This window comes from Litoreibacter sp. GN1-5 (assembly GCF_055693805.1).
The window spans coordinates 788,486-806,929 of record NZ_JBVFUP010000001.1 but is presented as its reverse complement, the minus strand read 5'-3'; the positions used below and the strand labels follow the sequence as shown (position 1 = coordinate 806,929).

19 protein-coding genes, 1 tRNA gene and 2 pseudogenes are annotated in these 18,444 nt (G+C 54.4%); 14 read left to right on the top strand and 8 right to left on the bottom strand.

Annotated features, from left to right (window positions below):
- Positions 1-10 precede the first annotated feature (10 nt).
- Positions 11-3,469, top strand: a complete 3,459-nt coding sequence (mfd, locus tag ACZ1HF_RS04135; protein WP_472656310.1) for a transcription-repair coupling factor — start codon at positions 11-13, stop codon at positions 3,467-3,469.
- 222 nt (positions 3,470-3,691) lie between these two features.
- On the opposite strand, the gene ACZ1HF_RS04130 is transcribed toward mfd, so the two are convergent.
- Positions 3,692-3,781: transfer RNA gene (locus ACZ1HF_RS04130), tRNA-Ser, on the bottom strand.
- 183 nt (positions 3,782-3,964) lie between these two features.
- Here ACZ1HF_RS04130 and ACZ1HF_RS04125 point away from each other — a divergent pair.
- Positions 3,965-4,339, top strand: coding sequence for a hypothetical protein (locus tag ACZ1HF_RS04125; RefSeq protein ID WP_472656309.1), 375 nt, complete (start codon positions 3,965-3,967; stop codon positions 4,337-4,339).
- A gap of 191 nt (positions 4,340-4,530) precedes the next feature.
- Positions 4,531-4,782: a hypothetical protein gene (locus tag ACZ1HF_RS04120; protein WP_472656308.1), complete on the top strand. Its 252-nt coding sequence runs from the start codon at positions 4,531-4,533 to the stop codon at positions 4,780-4,782.
- A gap of 3 nt (positions 4,783-4,785) precedes the next feature.
- On the opposite strand, the gene ACZ1HF_RS04115 is transcribed toward ACZ1HF_RS04120, so the two are convergent.
- Positions 4,786-5,223, bottom strand: coding sequence for a hypothetical protein (locus ACZ1HF_RS04115; RefSeq protein ID WP_472656307.1), 438 nt, complete (start codon positions 5,221-5,223; stop codon positions 4,786-4,788).
- 291 nt (positions 5,224-5,514) lie between these two features.
- On the opposite strand from ACZ1HF_RS04115, the gene ACZ1HF_RS04110 reads away from it, so the two are divergent.
- The 7 genes from ACZ1HF_RS04110 (at position 5,515) to ACZ1HF_RS04080 (ending at position 10,584) form a co-directional block, all read left to right on the top strand.
- Positions 5,515-6,258: a 50S ribosomal protein L21 gene (locus ACZ1HF_RS04110; RefSeq protein WP_472656306.1), complete on the top strand. Its 744-nt coding sequence runs from the start codon at positions 5,515-5,517 to the stop codon at positions 6,256-6,258.
- A gap of 11 nt (positions 6,259-6,269) precedes the next feature.
- A complete protein-coding gene (gene rpmA, locus ACZ1HF_RS04105) occupies positions 6,270-6,539 on the top strand; it encodes a 50S ribosomal protein L27 (protein WP_472656305.1) in 270 nt (89 codons plus the stop codon).
- Positions 6,540-6,685: 146 nt separating this feature from the next.
- Positions 6,686-8,104, top strand: a complete 1,419-nt coding sequence (locus ACZ1HF_RS04100) for an RtcB family protein (protein ID WP_472656304.1) — start codon at positions 6,686-6,688, stop codon at positions 8,102-8,104.
- 55 nt (positions 8,105-8,159) lie between these two features.
- On the top strand, positions 8,160-8,666 hold the full coding sequence (locus ACZ1HF_RS04095; RefSeq protein WP_472656303.1) for a GNAT family N-acetyltransferase: 507 nt from the start codon (positions 8,160-8,162) through the stop codon (positions 8,664-8,666).
- A complete protein-coding gene (locus ACZ1HF_RS04090) occupies positions 8,663-9,265 on the top strand; it encodes a LysE family translocator (RefSeq protein ID WP_472656302.1) in 603 nt (200 codons plus the stop codon). The genes ACZ1HF_RS04095 and ACZ1HF_RS04090 overlap by 4 nt, the downstream gene beginning before the upstream one ends.
- Positions 9,262-9,798 carry a GNAT family N-acetyltransferase gene (locus ACZ1HF_RS04085; RefSeq protein WP_472656301.1) on the top strand — a complete coding sequence of 179 codons (537 nt, stop codon included), beginning with the start codon at positions 9,262-9,264 and terminating at the stop codon, positions 9,796-9,798. The genes ACZ1HF_RS04090 and ACZ1HF_RS04085 overlap by 4 nt, the downstream gene beginning before the upstream one ends.
- A 231-nt stretch (positions 9,799-10,029) precedes the next feature.
- Entirely contained in the window at positions 10,030-10,584 is a 555-nt protein-coding gene (locus ACZ1HF_RS04080) for an anthrone oxygenase family protein (RefSeq protein WP_472656300.1), read from the top strand.
- A gap of 265 nt (positions 10,585-10,849) precedes the next feature.
- Here the strand turns inward: ACZ1HF_RS04080 and ACZ1HF_RS04075 are convergent.
- From ACZ1HF_RS04075 to ACZ1HF_RS04065, 3 genes and pseudogenes are all read right to left on the bottom strand, one after another.
- Positions 10,850-10,978, bottom strand: a pseudogene (locus tag ACZ1HF_RS04075) (ISNCY-like element ISTde1 family transposase); the annotation flags it as partial.
- Positions 10,979-11,017: 39 nt separating this feature from the next.
- Positions 11,018-12,028, bottom strand: a complete 1,011-nt coding sequence (locus ACZ1HF_RS04070) for an IS30 family transposase (protein WP_472656299.1) — start codon at positions 12,026-12,028, stop codon at positions 11,018-11,020.
- Between the two features lie 153 nt (positions 12,029-12,181).
- A complete protein-coding gene (locus tag ACZ1HF_RS04065) occupies positions 12,182-13,084 on the bottom strand; it encodes a LysR family transcriptional regulator (RefSeq protein WP_472656298.1) in 903 nt (300 codons plus the stop codon).
- Between the two features lie 118 nt (positions 13,085-13,202).
- Here ACZ1HF_RS04065 and ACZ1HF_RS04060 point away from each other — a divergent pair, with 118 nt between their 5' ends.
- Positions 13,203-13,880 (top strand): NAD(P)-dependent oxidoreductase, encoded by a 678-nt coding sequence (locus ACZ1HF_RS04060; protein WP_472656297.1) that lies wholly within the window; start codon positions 13,203-13,205, stop codon positions 13,878-13,880.
- A 224-nt stretch (positions 13,881-14,104) separates the two neighbouring features.
- Here the strand turns inward: ACZ1HF_RS04060 and ACZ1HF_RS04055 are convergent, their stop codons facing one another.
- The 3 genes and pseudogenes from ACZ1HF_RS04055 to ACZ1HF_RS04045 form a co-directional block, all read right to left on the bottom strand.
- Positions 14,105-14,311, bottom strand: a complete 207-nt coding sequence (locus tag ACZ1HF_RS04055) for an antitoxin VbhA family protein (RefSeq protein WP_472656296.1) — start codon at positions 14,309-14,311, stop codon at positions 14,105-14,107.
- 24 nt (positions 14,312-14,335) lie between these two features.
- Positions 14,336-14,917, bottom strand: coding sequence for a recombinase family protein (locus tag ACZ1HF_RS04050; RefSeq protein ID WP_472656295.1), 582 nt, complete (start codon positions 14,915-14,917; stop codon positions 14,336-14,338).
- 350 nt (positions 14,918-15,267) lie between these two features.
- A pseudogene (locus ACZ1HF_RS04045) lies at positions 15,268-15,434 on the bottom strand (IS5/IS1182 family transposase); the annotation flags it as partial.
- A 182-nt stretch (positions 15,435-15,616) separates the two neighbouring features.
- Between ACZ1HF_RS04045 and ACZ1HF_RS04040 the strand changes: the two are divergent.
- The 3 genes from ACZ1HF_RS04040 to ACZ1HF_RS04030 all read left to right on the top strand — a co-directional run bounded on the left by ACZ1HF_RS04040 (position 15,617) and on the right by ACZ1HF_RS04030 (position 18,301).
- Positions 15,617-16,480 (top strand): mechanosensitive ion channel family protein, encoded by an 864-nt coding sequence (locus ACZ1HF_RS04040; RefSeq protein WP_472656294.1) that lies wholly within the window; start codon positions 15,617-15,619, stop codon positions 16,478-16,480.
- Positions 16,481-16,612: 132 nt separating this feature from the next.
- On the top strand, positions 16,613-17,839 hold the full coding sequence (locus ACZ1HF_RS04035) for a DUF2254 domain-containing protein (RefSeq protein WP_472656293.1): 1,227 nt from the start codon (positions 16,613-16,615) through the stop codon (positions 17,837-17,839).
- Positions 17,840-17,914: 75 nt separating this feature from the next.
- The gene (locus tag ACZ1HF_RS04030; protein WP_472656292.1) at positions 17,915-18,301 is read left to right on the top strand and encodes a YidH family protein; all 387 of its coding nucleotides are present in this window, start codon (positions 17,915-17,917) and stop codon (positions 18,299-18,301) included.
- The last annotated feature ends 143 nt before the right edge of the window (positions 18,302-18,444 follow it).

Genomic DNA, 18,444 nt, shown 5'->3' with positions numbered 1-18,444 from the left:
GGTCAGCGCCATGACGAATTCCACTATTCTGACCGTAAGCGGTGCGCCCGAAGGGTTTGACGCCCGATTGATCGTGCAAGAGCTTGCGGCACGCGCGTCTCCGGTGATCCATGTGGCACGGGATGACAAGCGACTTGCGGCGATGCAGGCGGCTTTAAATATGTTCGCGCCAGACATTCCGGTGCTCGGCTTTCCAGCCTGGGATTGTTTGCCATATGACCGCGTGTCGCCAAACCCGGATGTGGCCGCAGCAAGGGTTGCAACACTGGCAGCTCTGACCCATGGGGTGCCGGGCAATTTCATCTTGCTGACAACGCTGGCCGCGGCAACCCAAAGGGTGCCTGAACGCGCGATACTGCAAGAGGCCACTTTTACCGCCCGCGTTGGCCATCAAATCAATGAGGCCGAGCTGCGCACATTCCTTGTGCGCATGGGGTTTTCGCAAAGCCCGACTGTTATGGAGCCCGGCGATTACGCGATACGTGGCGGGATCATCGATATCTACCCACCGGGCGAAACAGGACCCGTGCGGTTTGATCTCTTTGGTGATGTTCTAGACGCGGCCCGCAGGTTTGACCCGGCCACCCAACGGACCACGCAGAAACTTGATGTGGTGGACCTTGCCCCGGTATCGGAAATCATTCTGGATGAGGCCGCGATTACGCGATTTCGTCAGAATTACCGTATTGAATTTGGCGCGGCGGGAACGGACGATCCGCTTTATGAGGCGGTCAGTGCCGGGCGCAAGCATCAGGGGATGGAACATTGGCTGCCTTTTTTCCAAGAGCGGCTGGAAACTCTGTTTGATTATCTACCAGATGCGCCTGTTTTTCTTGATGACCAGACGACACCTGCACGTCTTTCGCGGTGGGACGGGATCGTTGATCAATATGATAACCGCCGCGAGGCTATGGGCGCGAAGAACCGGCTTGATACGGTTTATAAGCCTGTCCCGCCGCAGCTACTGTATTTGGATGAGGCCGCGTTTGATGACGCCCTAAGCGGGCGGCGTGTGTTGCACCTGAGCCCGCTGCCGCAAGCGACTGGGCCGGGGGTGATTGATGCAGGCGGGCGTATCGGGCGCGATTTCGCGCCTGAGCGACAATCAGAGCAGCTCAATCTGTTTGGCGCTCTGGCGGATCATATCAAGACTCTGCGCAAAGATCGTCAGGTCGTGGTGGCCAGTTTTTCGGACGGCGCGCGGGAACGGTTGAAGGGTTTGTTGGAAGACCAAGACCTGCACGATACGAAAACTGCCAAGGATATGCGCGATGTGCCGGACGGGGCGGGCGGTGTGTATCAGATGGTCTGGGGGTTGGATCAAGGCTTTACCGCGCCGGGGCTGGCCGTAATCTCGGAACAGGACGTTCTGGGCGACCGGTTGATCCGTGCACCCCGCAAAAAGCGCCGGGCCAAGAATTTTCTGACCGAAGCACAAAGCCTGTCCGCTGGCGATCTGGTGGTCCATGTGGATCACGGTATCGGGCGCTATATCGGTATCGAAACGGTGACAGCTGCGGGCGCGCCGCATGCCTGCTTGCTGCTGGAATATGCAGGCGGTGATCGGCTGTATATCCCGGTTGAAAATATCGAACTCCTCAGCCGCTACGGGCATGAGGAAGGGCTGCTTGACAAGCTGGGCGGTGGGGCGTGGCAGGCCAAGAAGGCACGGCTGAAGCAGCGTATCCGCGATATGGCAGATCGTTTGATCCGCATCGCCGCCGAGCGGGAATTGCGCCGTGCCCCCGTGCTGGAGGCCCCGGCAGATATGTGGGATGCCTTCTGCGCGCGCTTTCCCTATGAAGAAACCGATGACCAGCTTACCGCGATCGAGGCCGTGCTGGAAGATCTGGCCGCAGGGCGTCCAATGGACCGGTTGGTCGTGGGTGATGTGGGGTTTGGCAAAACCGAGGTTGCAATGCGTGCGGCTTTTGTCGCTGCGGCCAGCGGATTGCAGGTGGCCGTTGTTGCCCCGACGACGCTATTGTCGCGCCAGCACAGCAAAAGCTTTCAGGACCGTTTTCGTGGCTTTCCGATCCGGGTGCGGCAATTGTCGCGCTTTGTCTCAGCCAAGGATGCCGCGCTGACGCGGGCAGGGGCATCCGACGGCACAGTGGATATTATCATCGGCACGCACGCGCTTTTGTCAAAGCAGGTGAAATTCAAAAACCTTGGCCTGCTGGTTGTGGATGAGGAACAGCATTTTGGCGTGCAGCATAAGGAACGGCTCAAGCAGATGCGCTCGGACATTCACGTGTTGACCCTGTCTGCCACGCCGATCCCGCGGACCTTGCAGCTTAGCCTGTCCGGTGTGCGCGAGTTAAGTATCATCGGCACGCCCCCTGTGGACCGGCTTGCGATCCGCACCTATGTCTCGGAATTCGACGCCGTGACCCTGCGCGAGGCGCTGCTGCGCGAACACTACCGCGGCGGACAAAGCTTCTATGTGGTCCCGCGCGTCAGTGATTTGCCGGAAATCGAGGAGTTTTTAAAAACCCAAGTGCCGGAGGTCAGCTACATCGTGGCCCATGGTCAGATGGCACCCGGCACGCTGGATGACCGGATGAACGGCTTTTATGACGGGAAATACGACGTGCTGCTGGCAACAACCATCGTGGAATCCGGTATCGACATTCCGACGGCCAATACGATGATTATCCACCGCGCCGATATGTTCGGGCTGTCGCAGCTATACCAGATCCGGGGCAGGGTGGGCCGTTCCAAGACACGCGCCTATGCCTATTTAACCACCAAGCCACGGGCCAAGCTTACCCCCACGGCCGAGAAACGCTTGCGGGTTCTGGGCAGCATCGACAGTCTTGGGGCGGGCTTTAACATCGCCTCGCAAGATCTTGATATCAGGGGCGCTGGCAATGTTTTGGGCGAAGAGCAATCGGGCAATGTGCGTGAAGTCGGCTATGAACTGTACCAATCCATGCTGGAAGAAGCGATTGCCAAAATCCGTTCGGGCGAGATCGAGGGCGTGCCTGAGGCAGATGACCAATGGTCGCCGGTGATCAATCTGGGCGTGCCCGTGCTGATCCCCGAGGATTACGTGCCTGATCTGGATGTGCGACTGGGGCTCTACCGCCGTCTGTCAGACCTGACGACGAAGGTAGAGCTGGAAGGCTTCGCTGCCGAGCTGATCGACCGCTTTGGCACGCTGCCGAAAGAGGTCAACACGCTGCTATTGGTTATCCGTATCAAGGCTATGTGCAAACGCGCTGGCATCGCCAAACTGAACGGCGGCGACAAAGGTGCTACGGTGGAATTCCACAACAACAAGTTCGCGCGCCCCGAAGGTCTGGTCGAATACCTGCAAGACAGCCGCAACATGGCCAAAATGAAAGACAACAAAATCGTCGTGCGCCGCGACTGGGCAAAAGAGTCCGACAAAATCAAGGGCGCCTTCGCGATTGCAAAAGACCTGGCCGAAAAAGCAGGGAATTTTAAGCCGAAAGGGGCGTGAGGGGGCGGTGTCCGAATGGTACGGATCTCTCGCGGTTCACTGCCGCTGTGAACGTCTCCAGAAGTTGCAATTCGGGCATCGCTTAAGTGACGAGCACCTCGCGAATGCAATTAAAGTCTGCTCTCCGTCCGAGGTGATAGGTGACGCAAGTAAATTAGGAAAATCGTTGAGTGCATTTAAGGGTGCGTAAAAACACCACCATCATCCCAAAACTGTTTAAAATGGTGGAGAGACAGGGATTCGAACCCTGGGAACCCTTGCAGGCTCAACGGTTTTCGAGACCGCCCCGTTCGACCACTCCGGCACCTCTCCGTAAGGCTGAATTGTGATCAGGTGGGCGGGGTTTAGCGACCATGATCACAGCGTGCAAGCCTAAAGACGTAAGGTTTTTCGGCGGAAAACGCTCTTGTGAGGGGAAAAGGCGTCTTGTCCCATTGTCGCGTTCGCTCTGACGTCATATCTTATAGAAAATAAATCGAGATACAGGCTATATCCATGCGTTTGATCACAGCGACCCTTACCAGTTTCACTTTCTTGTCAACGGCCGCGCTGGCCAGTGGCTCGGCCCTGGTGGATCGATATTACGAAGCGCTCAATATGCCTGAGGTGTTTGAAGTGCTTCGCGATGAAGGGATCGCATCTGGTGAAAAGCTGACCGATGGAGCGTTCAGTGCGTCACCTGCCTGGACCAAGCGTCTGGAGGTAATTTACGATATGGACAAGATGGACAATGCCTTCCGGGAAGGGCTGCAATCCATGGGCGATTTGTCCGGATCGGAAGAGGCTCTGGCATTTTTGAATCCGATCTTGGCCGTAAGATTATCCGGATCGAACTGGATGCCCGCAAGGCGCTGGATGATGAGACCATAGAAGATCAGGTCCGCGAGAAAGTCGAAGCGCTGGCCGATGATCAACCGGAACGCCTGGCGCTTTATGAAGAATTCATCCGGGTTAATGACCTGATCGAAAGCAATGTTGCGGGGGCGCTGAATTCAAATCTGGCGTTCTATAAAGGCATGGCGACATCTCCGAACTTCAGCGATACGATGACGGAAAGCTTCATGCTTGACTCTGTCTGGCAACAAGAGCCCGAAATCCGCGAGGAAATGCAGGATTGGTCGATGAATTTCTCGGCCTTGGCCTATAGCGTGCTGGAACCGGAGGAAATTCAGGACTACATCGACATCTCGGCCACTGAATCCGGTCAGAAGTTGAATGCGGCGCTGTTTGCCGGATTTCACAAGATGTTTGCAGGTCAGAGCTATGATCTGGGCAAAGCCATGGCGGAGTTCATGGTTGGCGACGATACCTGACGTTTAGTTTCTGTCGATCAATATCGTTCCATAGTTCAGACGCAGGCTTTCCTTACCATCCTCAAACAGCACTGTTCCGGTCAATGTATACTTTCCGCGCGCCTCACTCAGGCTGGTCAGCGCATCATAGGCGATAACCTTTGATTTGACGGTATAGACGGAATTGATCCCGTTCGGGCGGGTTACAGAGATCGTCACCGGACCTTCAATGACATGGCCTTCTGTGTAATCGGTTGTGGAGGTGACAAAGGCTGCGGTCATGGCCTTTTTATAGCGGGGTTTCGTTTCCAGTAGATTTTTACGAATTCGGCCCATGTCTGACAAAGTGCCACCCATGATCATGCTGCCATCAGGTTGACGCTCTACCTCCACACTGCCTGCATGGGCGGGGGATATGGCAACAGCAAGACATAAGGCAAAAAGGGATGTGCGAAAGCGCATTTAGACTACTCCACAGGTTTGGATGCGGCCCGGTTCTTTGCCGAGCAGCTTATTATCCACAATTTTAGGACTATTCAGACGAGGTGCAAAGCAAAAGCGGTGCCGGTCTTTGGCTAATGTGGGTTTTTATCTTGACGGCTGGTGCTTTCTGCCTGATAAGCCGCCATCTTACCGTATGGGTGAGATATATGAAACACACGCTCCGATCCGGGGGCGCGCTGTCCGAGGTGGCGATACGCCAAGAACACCGGAAACGGGACCACAGGGCGCGGCAGACAAAGGAATAGAGATATGTTCGCGGTTCTTAAAACCGGCGGCAAGCAATACAAAGTCGCATCAGGCGATATTTTGCGTGTCGAAAAGCTGGACGCCGCTGCCGGCGAAAAAGTTCAATTCAATGACATTCTGATGGTCGGTGGCACAATTGGCAGCCCTATGGTTGCCGATGCCGGTGTTCAAGCCGAGGTGATCGACCAGATCAAAGGCGAGAAAACGATCCATTTCGTCAAACGGCGCCGCAAGCACGGGTCCAAGCGCACAAAGGGTCATCGTCAGCAACTGACCTTGCTACGTGTGACTGACATCCTTGAGAAGGGTGCAGATAAATCAGGCGTGAAAGCAGCTGTTGGTGGCGCCGGTGTTTCCGTTGCAGCCCTTGAGGCCGCAGCCCCCAAGAAAGCCGAGCCCAAAAAGCCTGCTGCAAAGAAAGCCGAGCCCAAGCCTGCGAAGAAGGCAGAAGCTAAACCTGCCAAGAAAGCAGAAGCAAAGACGTCAGAGGCTAAGCCTGTAGCTGAGAAGAAAGCTGCCCCAAAGAAGGCGGCGGCCGCCAAAACAGAGGCTGACGATCTGAAGAAATTGTCCGGTGTAGGTCCGGCGCTTGAGAAGAAGTTGCACGAAAATGGCGTGACAACCTTCGCGCAAATCGCTAAGTGGACCAAAGCCGATGTGGCCGAAATGGATGAAAAGTTATCGTTCAAAGGCCGTATCGAACGTGAAGATTGGATCGCACAAGCCAAAGAACTGGCTAAAGGTTAAGGAGACGCAGAATGGCACATAAAAAAGCAGGTGGTTCATCCCGCAACGGCCGCGACTCCGCTGGCCGTCGCTTGGGTGTTAAGAAATATGGCGGCGAGGCTGTCATTCCCGGCAATATCATTGTCCGCCAACGCGGCACGGTCAAATGGCCAGGCGAAGGCGTTGGTATGGGCCGGGACCACACGATATTTGCAACCGTCGAAGGCAATGTGAAGTTTCACAAAGGCCTCAAGGGACGCACATTCGTCTCCGTCCTACCACAGGCGGAGGCCGCAGAATAAGCCCATCCCATAGAGGCTAACAATTTCAGGGATCGGCTTTCACGGCCGGTCCCTTTTCTTTTGTCGTCATCAGAATTTCAGGGTCCGGTCATATAAATGCCGCTGCAAGGCGGCGCCATCATGACGAGGAAAAATGGACTAGAAAAATGACTGTTACTGGTAAGGATCTTATTGATCTGGGGTTTGAGCAAGGGCGTGAATTTGGCGCCGCTTTGGCATATGTGAACGAGGCAGGGCTGGAAGGTCAGGCCTTGCGCGACTGGGTTGAGGCCAACAGGCCAGCGCCGCGGATCAAGCTACAGGAAAATCCGGGCTATCTGCTGAACATTGACGCCGAAAGCGAGGATGAAGTTGAAAACGTGGCCAGCGTGAAGGCCACAATGGATATTCTTATGCGCACGCCCACGATCCGCGCCGGTGCTGTTATGCCCGATGCCTGTCCTGCGGGGCCTGCGGGCACGATCCCTGTCGGCGGCGTTGTTGCCGCCGAAAATGCGATCCATCCCGGTATGCATTCAGCTGATATCTGTTGTTCGGTCATGGTGACGGAATTCGCCGATAGCGATCCGAAAACGGTGCTTGATGCGGTGCATAAGGCCACGCATTTTGGTCCCGGTGGACGCCCGAATGGGCAGCGCTATACGATGTCACCCGGTCTGTATGATGCGTTTCGCGAAAACCAATTCCTGAACGACAAAAAGATTTTGCAAGCGGCTCAGGAACATATGGGCACGCAGGGGGACGGCAACCACTTTGCCTATGTTGGTGTCTCTAAAGCCAAAGGGACGACCTGTCTTGTGACCCACCACGGCTCTCGCGGGCCGGGGGCGGGGCTGTATAAGCTTGGAATGCGCGTGGCCGAGACATGGCGTAAGAGGCTGTCCGAAGGTGTCTTGAAGCAAAATGCATGGATCCCGGCGGATACGGAAGATGGCGTGGCCTATTGGGATGCCCTGCAATTGATCCGCAAGTGGACGAAGGCTAACCACAATTGCCTACACCAAGCGGCCACAGTTTTTGCAGGCGCAGACGTGGTGGAGCGATTCTGGAACGAACATAACTTTGTCTTCCGCAAGGGGGATATGTTCTACCACGCCAAAGGTGCAACGCCGGTAAATGCAGAGTTTATGCCAGATACAAATGGCACACAGATTGTCCCACTGAACATGGGCCAGCCTGTGCTGTTGATCCGTGGGCAGACCAATAAGCGCAACCTTGGCTTTGCACCGCATGGGGCAGGGCGCAACTTCTCGCGCTCGGCGCATAAACGCGCAATGGCAGGTCGGTCAGAGGCGGAAATCTTCGCAGAGGAAACTGCCCATATCGACGCGCGCTTCTTCATGGGCAATATCGACATCTCGGAGCTGCCATCAGCCTATAAACCAGCTGACACCGTGCGAGCGCAAATGGCGCATTACGGGCTTGCAGATGTGGTTGACGAGATTATGCCCTACGGCTCGATCATGGCCGGTGACTGGGAACGTGACGCGCCGTGGAAGCTGAAAGCCAAAGCAAAATACGAGGCCAAAGCGCGCCGTGCTGCGAAGGAAGCAGCACGTAGATAAGATACAAGAGGGCAGGGGATGTTCTGCTCTCTTTTCGAAAAACCGGAGTGTCACAATGACACAAGAAATTGTAACAGAACGGCTTGTCTTGGCGCCTCTGGGGGTGGCCGATGCAGATGTATTGGTAAAAGAGTTGGGTGATCTTAATGTCGCCCGCTGGCTGACCCATGTGCCGTACCCCTATGGCTTTGCTGATGCGGCTGAGTTCATCGGGCGCGTTAAGGGGTTATTCCCACAGATTGTTAAAGTGGTTCATCACGGCGCATTTATCGGCGTCATCGATATCCGCAATCACTTGGGATACTGGCTGACCCCGCGGGCTTGGGGCAGGGGCTTTGCGACTGAGGGCTGTCAGGCGATGGTGGCACAGCATTTTGCAGACACAACAAATAACACGCTGACATCGGGATATCTTGAAGGCAACACCGGATCGCGACGCGTGTTAGAAAAGCTTGGCTTTACCCCGACGGAAAGAGTGAAAGTGATGCCGCTCTCAACGGGGCGGGAGGTAACACTCCAACGGGTCGGTCTGACCCGCATAACGTGGGAGGAACGGGTATGAGCGTTGCCATAGGATCATTCGCCATTTTCGCGGCGTCTCAGGTTAGCACACCGGGACCTGCCAATATGGCGTTGCTGGTGACCGGGGCAAGATACGGCCTGCGCGCGGCATTGCCATTTGTCGCGGGGGTCGCGTTGGGCAAACAGTTGATCATCTGGCCCATCGGCTTTGGTCTGATGCAACTGGCAGACAGCACGCCATGGTTATTTGCAACTCTGAAATGGGTCTCGGCTGGCTATATCCTGTGGCTGGCCTGGCGCGTGGCAAACATGCGGTTGAACACGGATAGCGAAGCCAAAGCCCCCGGCTTTTGGGCGGGTTTGATTGTGCATCCGCTTAACCCCAAGGCCTGGGCAATGGTCATAACAGGTTTCACCGCGTTTACCGCCCCTGCGACACCAACATTTCAAGCCACTGCCACAATCGCGGCAATTTTACTGGCTAGTCAGGTCTTATTACATCCAATCTGGACCTATGGCGGTGAACAAATTGCCCGCACCGTCGCTGGGACCGGGTTTGAAAGATATCTTATGTGGACGCTTGCCGGCCTGACGGTTGCAAGTGTGTTGTTTGTGTTGTTCGGAGGAGGAACATCATGAGTTTTGAAGACAAAATCACTCAACCGCTGGTTGACGCAGACGGGTTTGTGCTGCGCCCTCTGACACCTGCCGATGCAGGACCGATCAGCTTGTATGCCTCTGACGAACGCGTGGCGCGTGCGACTGCATCGATCCCGCATCCTTTGCCGCCCGGCAGTACGGAAGCCTTTATCGACCGGGCGCTGGCATCCGAACGGGTTGAGGATGTGTGGGCGATTGACAGTTCTGACAATGGGTCCGAAGTGCTTGGCCTGATCAGTCTGGAACGGATGGACCGCGACCAATCCGAGATCGGGTATTGGGTGGCACCGCAATTGTGGAATAACGGCTTTGCCTCCAACGCTGTTGAAGCACTGGTCGCCGCCAATCCGCAAGCGTGTCGGACAATCTTCGGATCGGTCTTCCAGGACAACCCGGCCAGTGCAAGGGTGCTAACCAATGCAGGCTTCGAATATATCGGCGATGCGGAGACATTCTCGGTCGCCCGGAACTCCAATGTGGCAACTTGGACCTATATCCGAAAGTTGGATTGAAGCGCTAACTGCGGGAGACGGCGATCCCGCAGAGAACGCGACGGCTAAATCATTAAAATACGATCGGACACAGATCACAGGTCCTATTTGTTCGACCGTCAGTTTGGCAATGCACCAGAACACTCAGCCATCAGATTGGCATTATACCTCGTAGCGTTCGATCCGATCCGCTGAGAGAGCGTAGGCGATATTCCCAAGCTGCGTTGACAGTGATGAGACGCAATTTCCGGTATGTATTTTATTCCAGATGGTTATGGGTTTCCGTTAGTTTGCTTTCGAAGACTTCCGCTGGCGTGTGATAGCCACGGCCCTCGGTCTTATGCCGTTGTCTCGGACGTGTTCCTTGCTTTCTCCGACTTCATCATGCGGTCGCTGGCCATCACAAATGGTAGTGGCGTCGTCGAAGCCATGCAGGCCATTAACCGCGAAGTCTTTCACTGGATATTCATGACGCTTTTCCTCGGCATGGCCGCCGTTTCTATTGCGATAGCGATATTTGCCTGGGTCAGTTTCCAGGGCGCGGCCGGGACAATGATTTTGATGGCCGCACTTCTTTATCTGATCGACTGTTTCGGGGTGGCTGTCTTCTTCAACGTGCCAATGAACGAAGCGCTGGCGGGCATGGAAGTATCGTCGGATGCGACGCGCGACTTCTGGTTTCAGTCGTATGTCCCGAGCTGGACCTTCTGGAGCTCCATCCGCACAGCAGCGTCCGCGACTTCCGCCGCGTTGCTGCTCGTCGGGCTTACGCTGCTAATGCAGTCCGACGCGACACAGGTTTCGTGACTTTGGAGACGGGCAGAGCCGGGGTGCTGGTTTGCTCGTCTGAGCTTACCACATTCTGGGAAGCTGACCCATGAACACGTATTAAAAGATCAATATCGCAATTCTATTACTGACGGTCAGTTATATCATCGCTGTCACCAGTTTGCTTTCCCAAGTTGACCACATCGCGCCCGCCACGAGATGGGTGATCACATTCCTCACAAGCGTCGGCCTCTTTCGACTACTGTTCGTTCTTGTCTTCTGGGTCGTCAAACAGTCCGACACCCTGCTTGCGAGACAGCCATATGCCATCTTCCTGCATCCACTTGCGCAGCGTCTCACGCGATACATTGAAGCTGTGATGTTCGGCCAGCATCTCTGCGGCCAAGGTCGGGCCGAAATCCCGGTAGTTCTCTGTGAATTCACGCTGAAGTGCAGTTCCTGATATGTCGTTCTATTCCAATCGGTTCTGAATTTCCATCAGCTTGGTCTCGAAGACTTCCGCCGGTGTCCGGTAATTCAAACACTTGCGCGGCGTTGAATTGAGGCGATGGCAAATCGACCTCAAATATCGATTTGTCAGCGCCGTCGGTTCGGTCGATCTGGGGAGATACTTCCGCAACCTGTTGTTCGTGTTCTCGACAGTGCCTTTCTGGTAGGGCGCTTGCGGGTCACAGAACCAAGCATCTGCACCGATCCCAGCTTTGAGGTGCTTCCAGGCCGAAAACTCGGTGCCTCGGTCGAAGGTGATTGATTGATGCGCATCGGCGGGCAGGGGAGCCAAGCCTTGGATCAGGGCTTCCATGATCGGTTTGGACTGGCGATCTTCATTGCGCATCACGACCGCGTATCGGCTGACGCGCTCGACCAGAGAGGTCACGTTCACCTTTCCATGCTCTTTGCGGAACATCATTAAATCGCACTCCCAGTGGCCGAACTCAGCGCGCGCTGCGATGCTCTTGGGCCTGTGTGAAAGGCTTTGCACATCGAAGATATGCGTTCGGTTGTGCCTGCGGTAACCCCGTGGCCTGCGGCGACGGCGATGTTCAGGCAGGTGGCGATAGAACTGCTCATCGCGACCGTCTTTGGAATAGGCGAACCGATAGATCGTCTCGTGGCTAACGCGGATCGGGTGGCGTTCAAGACGCATCCGTCCCGCGATCTGTTCTGGCGACCAGCCGGCCTTGAGCCGATCCTCAATGGCTGCCTTCAGTTCTGGATGGACGATCATTTTACGATGAACTGCACGACGGCGCTCATACATGTCCTGAGCGCTCAAAGCGTAGTAACCGTTTAGCTGTGGCAGTTCCCGGTCATCATAGTGGTTGCGTCGAACGTCTCGGTAGATCGTTGAGACATCGCGGCCCAGACGATCCGCAATCTCAGACATGGACATTTTGGCTTCACGCCACTTTGCGATCTTACGTCGTTCTTCTAAGCTCAGGTGAGAGTAGTGGGTTCCCATTCAATATCCTCCATGCAACATTCTGTTTTGATACAGAATTTGCACTTCGTTTGTGAATCCTGTGATTTTCCCTAGTTTTTGAGACTCGACATTCAATGAAATCAATGGTGTCGATATTTGATTGTTGAGACTAGGGCAGGGCTGCTCAACCTTCTATCTCATTGAATGTGCTTCGGTCAGAACGTCGCTTACAAGAGCGCGAAGCCACATGTTTTGCGGATCGTTTCGCGTTTTCTGGTTCCAGCAGATCTTTTGAATGGCGGGCGGGAACGGGAGCGGCAGCGGGGACGTTGACAGGCCGTATGTCTCGGCGAACCGCATGGCTATGGCGCGTGGCAAGGCGACAACAGAGTCCAACTCCGCCACCATCGGAGGCAAAGCGTCGAAACGCGCGGTCCGCGCGACAACATGTCGTTGCTCTCCGGCAGCCTCCAATGCCTCATCTGCATAGGCAGGCTGTTCTTCGTCGAATACCAAGGCAAGCTGGCGACAATCGGCATATGCTTTTGCCGTCTCAGGGGCTTTGCGGTCTTTGCGATGCAGCAACACAAAGTCGTCTTGGCTGAAAATCCGAGCGCCCATCCCAGCGGGCGGTTGACCTGCAACGGTCAACGCTACGTCGAAAATGCCGTTGCGCAATTGGTTCCAGACAGACGTATGGTTGGTTCCAAGCATTCTAAGCGTTGCATGAGGCGCCTGAGCTACAATCGCCTGCGCTACGCGTGGCCAATGTAGAATGCGATTATCATCGGAGAGGCCAAATACTATCTCGCCGGTGATATTTGCTGGATCGAATTTTGACGTACTCAGTGTCTGTTGCAGTTGCGCAAGCGGGTCACGAACCTCCGCCCATAACACTTCGGCCCGGGGCGTTGGTGAAATTCCGGTCGGAATCCGATCGAACAACCGATCCCCTGTCAGATCTCGAAGACGTGCCACTGCCTGACTGACGGCGGGTTGGGACTTGTTCAGCTTTTCACCTGCTTCGCGCAAGTTGCGCTCTGTCATGACGGCATCAAAGACGACAAGCAGGTTCAGATCGATTTGATTGCTCATACGAATTCCTTATGGCGTACCATGATCTCATTATTGGATCGTCTCGGATATGTCATCCATATTCATTCTCAGAAGACGGGCAATCAGCCCGAACAAACAAACCTTAGGAGAAGAAAACATGCGTATCGTAGTAATCGGAGCAAATGGAACAACTGGCCAAGAGGTCGTCACACAAGCACTTTCTGCAGGGCACGAAGTTGTCGGGGCCGTGCGTCGCCCAGAAACACTGTCCCACATCAAGGGCGTTGAAGTTGCCAAAATCGATTTGTCAGATGCGGACACACTCGCCGCAGCCATGCGGGGCGCTGACGTTGTTATATCGACCCTCGGACATGGCGGCGTAGGGGCCGCAATGAAGTTCACAACACTTTACAGTGATGCCACACGCACCATCCGGACCGCCATGCGGGCCACTGGTGTGAAGCGGATCATGGTGTTGTCTTCTGGCGGAACCGTCGACAATGACAAAGCGCCTGGCTTCTACACCAAGCTGCTGCGCCGACTGTTGATCAACACCTACACGGATATGGCGCGGATGGAGACGATCTTGGAGGAAAGCCAAGACCTTGAATGGACTAGTGTGCGTCTGACGTATCTTCGCAAAGGCCCATCCAAGCCGTTCCTCGCTCAAGAAGGCAAGCTGGATCGAGGTAACTTCCAGATCCACTTTACCGATGCGGCGCGATTTATTGTTGACGAACTGATTGCACGTGAATGGATCAATGCGCACCCGGTGCTGGGGTATAACAAAGGGGCAAAGGCAATCTCAAATTCTACAACTGCTGCATTGGCCTAACATCTCTCAAAACAGTTGATGAAACGTCGGGCGCGTCCAACACTTGGGCGCGCCCTCGTGGACAAACCGGCCATCGTTTCGTTTGTAGCGAAAGGTAGCTTAGTCCCGCCCAGCAGACCTTCGAGTGGCGGTTTTTAACGTCGGCTTGTCCCGTACGCTGACAATTTGGGTCCATCATGACGAAGGGGAGATTTAGTGCAAACGGGGCCGACCCGATGTCAGTATCAATCAACTCCATGATGTTTTTTAAGCATGGTAGTTACGTCCTCTGCCGAAATCAGCCCCTCAACCCAGCAATCTGTCAATGCCTGTGCGTACTCACCGATTTGACCGCCTGCGAGGCGGGTGGAATGATGTGCATTACGTGCTGCGGCCGCGCGAAGGTTGCGCGCCTCATCTACTATAACATCACTGTCTTTTGCCATTTTCATCTTATATCTTTGATCCCAATGCGACTATTGGCAGGGCCGATGCCTATTCAAGGTTCGATAGACCGTCGGCCGAGACACAGAAAACAACTCTGCCAAATCGCTTATCGAATAGTCGCTGGTCCCGTGCATACGGCAAAGTTCTTTTTGTTGCCTATCAGAAAGTTTGGGCTGTTTACCGCGCAACTTCCCCTTGGCACGGGCGATGGCCATACCTTCGCGAGTGCGCATTCGGATTAGGTCGGACTCGAATTCGGCAAAGGTAGCTAGGATGTTGAAAAACATTTTACCCATCGGATCACTGGGGTCGTACACCGACGCTCCAAGTGCAAGTTTCACGCGTTTCGCTTCAAGTTGGTCTGCGATCTTGCGAGCGTCGGGAACCGAACGTGCAAGGCGGTCGAGCTTTGGCACAACAAGCGTGTCGCCTTCTCGGACGGCCGCGATAGCTTGATCCAATCCGGGACGATCACGATTGGTGCCGGTTAACCCGTGGTCGGTGTAGATCAGGTCTTCGGCGACCCCGAGATTGGTGAGCGCCAGCTTCTGCGCCGATAAATCCTGCTTGTCGGTAGAACAACGCGCATATCCAATGAGGGTGTTTTTCATAGTCGAAGTGTACGAATAAGGCCCCTCAATTGCAAATTTTATCGTACCACCTATGTGAGACAGCATTTATAGTTGTTTTCGGGCAGTCCTCATCGCCTGCAAGCCGTCCGTTGGTCGAACCCCTTATGGACACTGAAGAGGTATCGCTCAACCAATACGAATCGGCCCGAAGCCGCCGTTGAACTCACTGTTGGAATGCTGCAGTCGCAGCCCACATTGCTGACGTTCGTTCAACGCGCGGCATTTCTTTGCCAGGTTACGGCGGGAGCGCGGACAAAAGCGCCGATCAAGGCATCCAACCAAATGGCAGTTTTCTGATACTCGACGATTATTCCAATGGGGGCCAGATTTTATAACAAATGGATTACGAGAACAGCGAGGGCGATGGCCGAGAGGAACACTTTGGGGCATCGGTCATCGCGGGCCGCTACGCGCCGCCAATCCTTGAGCCCGCCGAACATGATTTCAATCAGTTGCGCTTTTAATGGCGCTTGTCATTTTTGACTGGCGTCTTGCGTTGCCTTTGGCAGGACGCCATTTAACTCTGGCTATGTCATAGATTAACCCCAACCTTTGCAGAGTCTGTTAGCAAACCTAAGTTTTTGTGTGCGTTCTTGGTTTCAGGCCTGCTGCATTGGGGGGATAAAATTAAAGCGATGCCAGCATGGCAGACCGATCAATCCGGCGAAAGGTATAAGTTTGGAACCCTTGAAAATACTGTTTGAGCAGCTCAACAGCATAGCGCGCGCTTCAATCGAGTTGCTCCCTCAGCTGCTAGTGGCTGTGGTCGTCATCGTTCTTACTTCGCTTTTGAATAAGTTCGCCGACATGATTGTGCACCGCGTATTGAAAAGAACGAACCTGCGCAGGAGCCTCAAAGAACTTTTTTCCTTGCTCATCTCCATATTGGTTTGGGTCGTTGGCATTATGATTGCTGCGGTCATCTTGTTTCCGGGGCTTACGCCGTCGAGCATGTTGGCGGGCCTTGGCATTGGCTCTGTCGCCATCGGCTTTGCGTTCAAGGACGTTTTCGAGAATTTCTTGGCCGGCATCATTATCTTGTTTCGCCGCGAGATGCGGATCGGCGACCATATCGAATGCGAAGGTATTGAGGGCGAAGTTACTCATATTGCCATTCGCGAGAGCCATATCAGTCAGACGGACGGCCAGTTGGTCATCGTCCCCAATTCTATCCTGTTCAAGAACCCGGTGACCATCCGCACGGACAAAGATTTGCGTCGTGTTACCGTGATCTGCGGGGTGGCATATGATGTTGACGTTGACGCGGCGAGAACTGTTATATCGAACGCCGTTGAACGTTGTGAAACGGTGTCCGGCGGCGAAAAGCCAGTCCAAGTATTCGCCCAAGAGTTCGCGTCGTCGTCTATTAATTTCGAAGTGACATGGTGGACTGGATCGAGCCCGTTAGAGGTGCGCAAGTCGCGGGACGAAGTCGTCTCCAAAGTGAAGCGAGCGTTGGATGACGCCGGTATAGAGATCCCATTCCCCTACAGGACCTTGACCTTCAAAGGGCCCGTGCCAGTCTCTGCCGGAGCGGACTGAGGAGGTGCAGAGGTGTTGGACTTTAGCTCAGAAAAGCGACATGCAATGCATGAGGCCGTCAATTATGACCACTGAGCAGCCCTACTTTGTCGGCTAAATGTAGGGTTTGCCAAATTTTATGCAGGTACGAAATTGGGCAAACGCGCACTTCTGATGAAATGGCTGCAGGACATCCGGGCAAGTTACTGGTTCCTACCCACAATTTTAGCCATTCTAGCCGTCGTTCTGGCTCAGGTCGTACAGTACCTGGACCACAACGAATTTCTGCTAACCGACGCCTGGCGCACGACCCAAGTCGAAGGTGCAAGATCAACGCTCGCGCTGATTTCACAATCAGTCATAGGCGTGACAGGCGTCATGTTCTCGATGACCATCGTCGCAGTATCCTTTGCATCAGGGAACTTTGGCCCGAGATTGATTGGGAACTTCATGCGTGACCGCGGTAATCAATGGAGCCTCGGCATTTTGATCGCCACCTTTGTCTACACGCTGTTAATACTCCGCGCGGTCCAGAGTCCGTATGGACCAGAAGGCGCGAACGACGCGTTTGTTCCACATTTATCGATGCTGGTCGCACTCGGACTAACGGGTGTGTCGGTTTTAACGATGATCTTCTACGTCCATCACATTCCAGAGATTATCAACGTATCGAACATTTCGGCGAAGTTGGGAGGGCGATTGAGGAGCGCTATTGAGTGCCTCATTGAGACGGAGAAGCAGGAGGTTGATCAAGAGGTCGACAGTCTCCCTGAACGACCAGCAGAGCATCAAATCTTCCTCAAAGCCGATGGCTTCTTGCAAACTTGGGATCGCAAAAGGCTCGTCGAATTGGCGACTGAAAGTAACCTTTACTTTGAACTTTTGCTCGCCTCGGGAAGCTTTGTGACCACATACTCGCCGATTTTGAATGTGTGGACAGAAAGCGACCTTTCTGAAGACGTCGAAAATGACATCCGCAATTGCTTTGCACTTGGGCATATTCCAACAGAGCAACAAAATCTGCTTTTCATTGTAGAACAGTTGGTAGAGATGATTGCCCGTGCGCTCTCACCTGGGGTGAATGATCCGTACACGGCGGTCAACTGTCTCAACTGGCTATATGTCGGCCTCATAACGGCGGCAAACCATAAGGGAGGGCTCGCGCCTCGCCATCAGAGCAGAGTGACATACCCCAGTCTTGAATTCGAAGCACTGCTCAATGCTAGCATCACTGCAGCCTTACCATACATTAAGTCAGATCCGATGGTCTGCAAACACCTGGATGGACTGTTGAACAGGTTGATTTTGGAGACGGACAATCAAGACGTACATCGCATGACTAAAAAGCTCAGAAATGAGGTTGCTGCGCTTCAAGCATAGGCGCGAAGTTTCAGTGTTATTCGCGTCGCGGTTGCTCCAGACCCAAAGCCACTTCACCTCTGATCGAGAGAGAAAATGCCAAATACCGACATGCCCGATGATCCTTCTTCCAACGATATGGCCGCAACAAGGACTGCTTGGGCGGAAGACAGAACTCTTTTGGCGAACGAGCGAACCTTTGCGGGTTGGATGCGAACGGGGATGGCTTGCATTGGCTTGGCGCTTGGGATGAAAGCCGTTTTCAAAGACACTGAATACCCTCTTCTTGCGAAAGGAGTGGCAGAAGTATTCATAATTGTCGCCATTTCGATTTTCTGGTCCGCTGCGGTTAAGAGCCGCCAAGCGCAACGTCGGATGAACGATCACGATGTCGAAGCCCAATCTCACCAAAAGATGACGGCGCTGGCTGCCGTGTTGACGATTGCAGCAATTGCAACCGGCCTGACGCTATGGCTGCTATAAACTTCGGCAAGGGTCATCTGTGGACAATGGAGGTGCAGCTGCTCGCCTAGCCAAACTTGTCTTGGCGAGTGGTTCATGATTGGGCCTTTGGGAGCATGAGGTCCGCGGATGTGCAAAGCCCGTAAGGGTGGGCTACTAAACAC

Excerpts from the sequence above, each read along its gene's own strand:
- ACZ1HF_RS04090 (WP_472656302.1), top strand. The coding sequence starts at position 8,663 with ATGAGCGTTGCCATAGGATCATTCGCCATTTTCGCGGCGTCTCAGGTT.
- mfd (WP_472656310.1), top strand. The coding sequence starts at position 11 with ATGACGAATTCCACTATTCTGACCGTAAGCGGTGCGCCCGAAGGGTTT.
- ACZ1HF_RS04055 (WP_472656296.1), bottom strand. The coding sequence starts at position 14,311 with ATGAAAATGGCAAAAGACAGTGATGTTATAGTAGATGAGGCGCGCAAC.
- rpmA (WP_472656305.1), top strand. The coding sequence starts at position 6,270 with ATGGCACATAAAAAAGCAGGTGGTTCATCCCGCAACGGCCGCGACTCC.
- ACZ1HF_RS04080 (WP_472656300.1), top strand. The coding sequence starts at position 10,030 with ATGTATTTTATTCCAGATGGTTATGGGTTTCCGTTAGTTTGCTTTCGA.
- ACZ1HF_RS04115 (WP_472656307.1), bottom strand. The coding sequence starts at position 5,223 with ATGCGCTTTCGCACATCCCTTTTTGCCTTATGTCTTGCTGTTGCCATA.
- ACZ1HF_RS04030 (WP_472656292.1), top strand. The coding sequence starts at position 17,915 with ATGCCAAATACCGACATGCCCGATGATCCTTCTTCCAACGATATGGCC.
- ACZ1HF_RS04125 (WP_472656309.1), top strand. The coding sequence starts at position 3,965 with ATGCGTTTGATCACAGCGACCCTTACCAGTTTCACTTTCTTGTCAACG.
- ACZ1HF_RS04050 (WP_472656295.1), bottom strand. The coding sequence starts at position 14,917 with ATGAAAAACACCCTCATTGGATATGCGCGTTGTTCTACCGACAAGCAG.
- ACZ1HF_RS04110 (WP_472656306.1), top strand. The coding sequence starts at position 5,515 with ATGTTCGCGGTTCTTAAAACCGGCGGCAAGCAATACAAAGTCGCATCA.
- ACZ1HF_RS04070 (WP_472656299.1), bottom strand. The coding sequence starts at position 12,028 with ATGGGAACCCACTACTCTCACCTGAGCTTAGAAGAACGACGTAAGATC.
- ACZ1HF_RS04085 (WP_472656301.1), top strand. The coding sequence starts at position 9,262 with ATGAGTTTTGAAGACAAAATCACTCAACCGCTGGTTGACGCAGACGGG.
- ACZ1HF_RS04060 (WP_472656297.1), top strand. The coding sequence starts at position 13,203 with ATGCGTATCGTAGTAATCGGAGCAAATGGAACAACTGGCCAAGAGGTC.
- ACZ1HF_RS04065 (WP_472656298.1), bottom strand. The coding sequence starts at position 13,084 with ATGAGCAATCAAATCGATCTGAACCTGCTTGTCGTCTTTGATGCCGTC.
- ACZ1HF_RS04120 (WP_472656308.1), top strand. The coding sequence starts at position 4,531 with ATGCTTGACTCTGTCTGGCAACAAGAGCCCGAAATCCGCGAGGAAATG.
- ACZ1HF_RS04100 (WP_472656304.1), top strand. The coding sequence starts at position 6,686 with ATGACTGTTACTGGTAAGGATCTTATTGATCTGGGGTTTGAGCAAGGG.
- ACZ1HF_RS04095 (WP_472656303.1), top strand. The coding sequence starts at position 8,160 with ATGACACAAGAAATTGTAACAGAACGGCTTGTCTTGGCGCCTCTGGGG.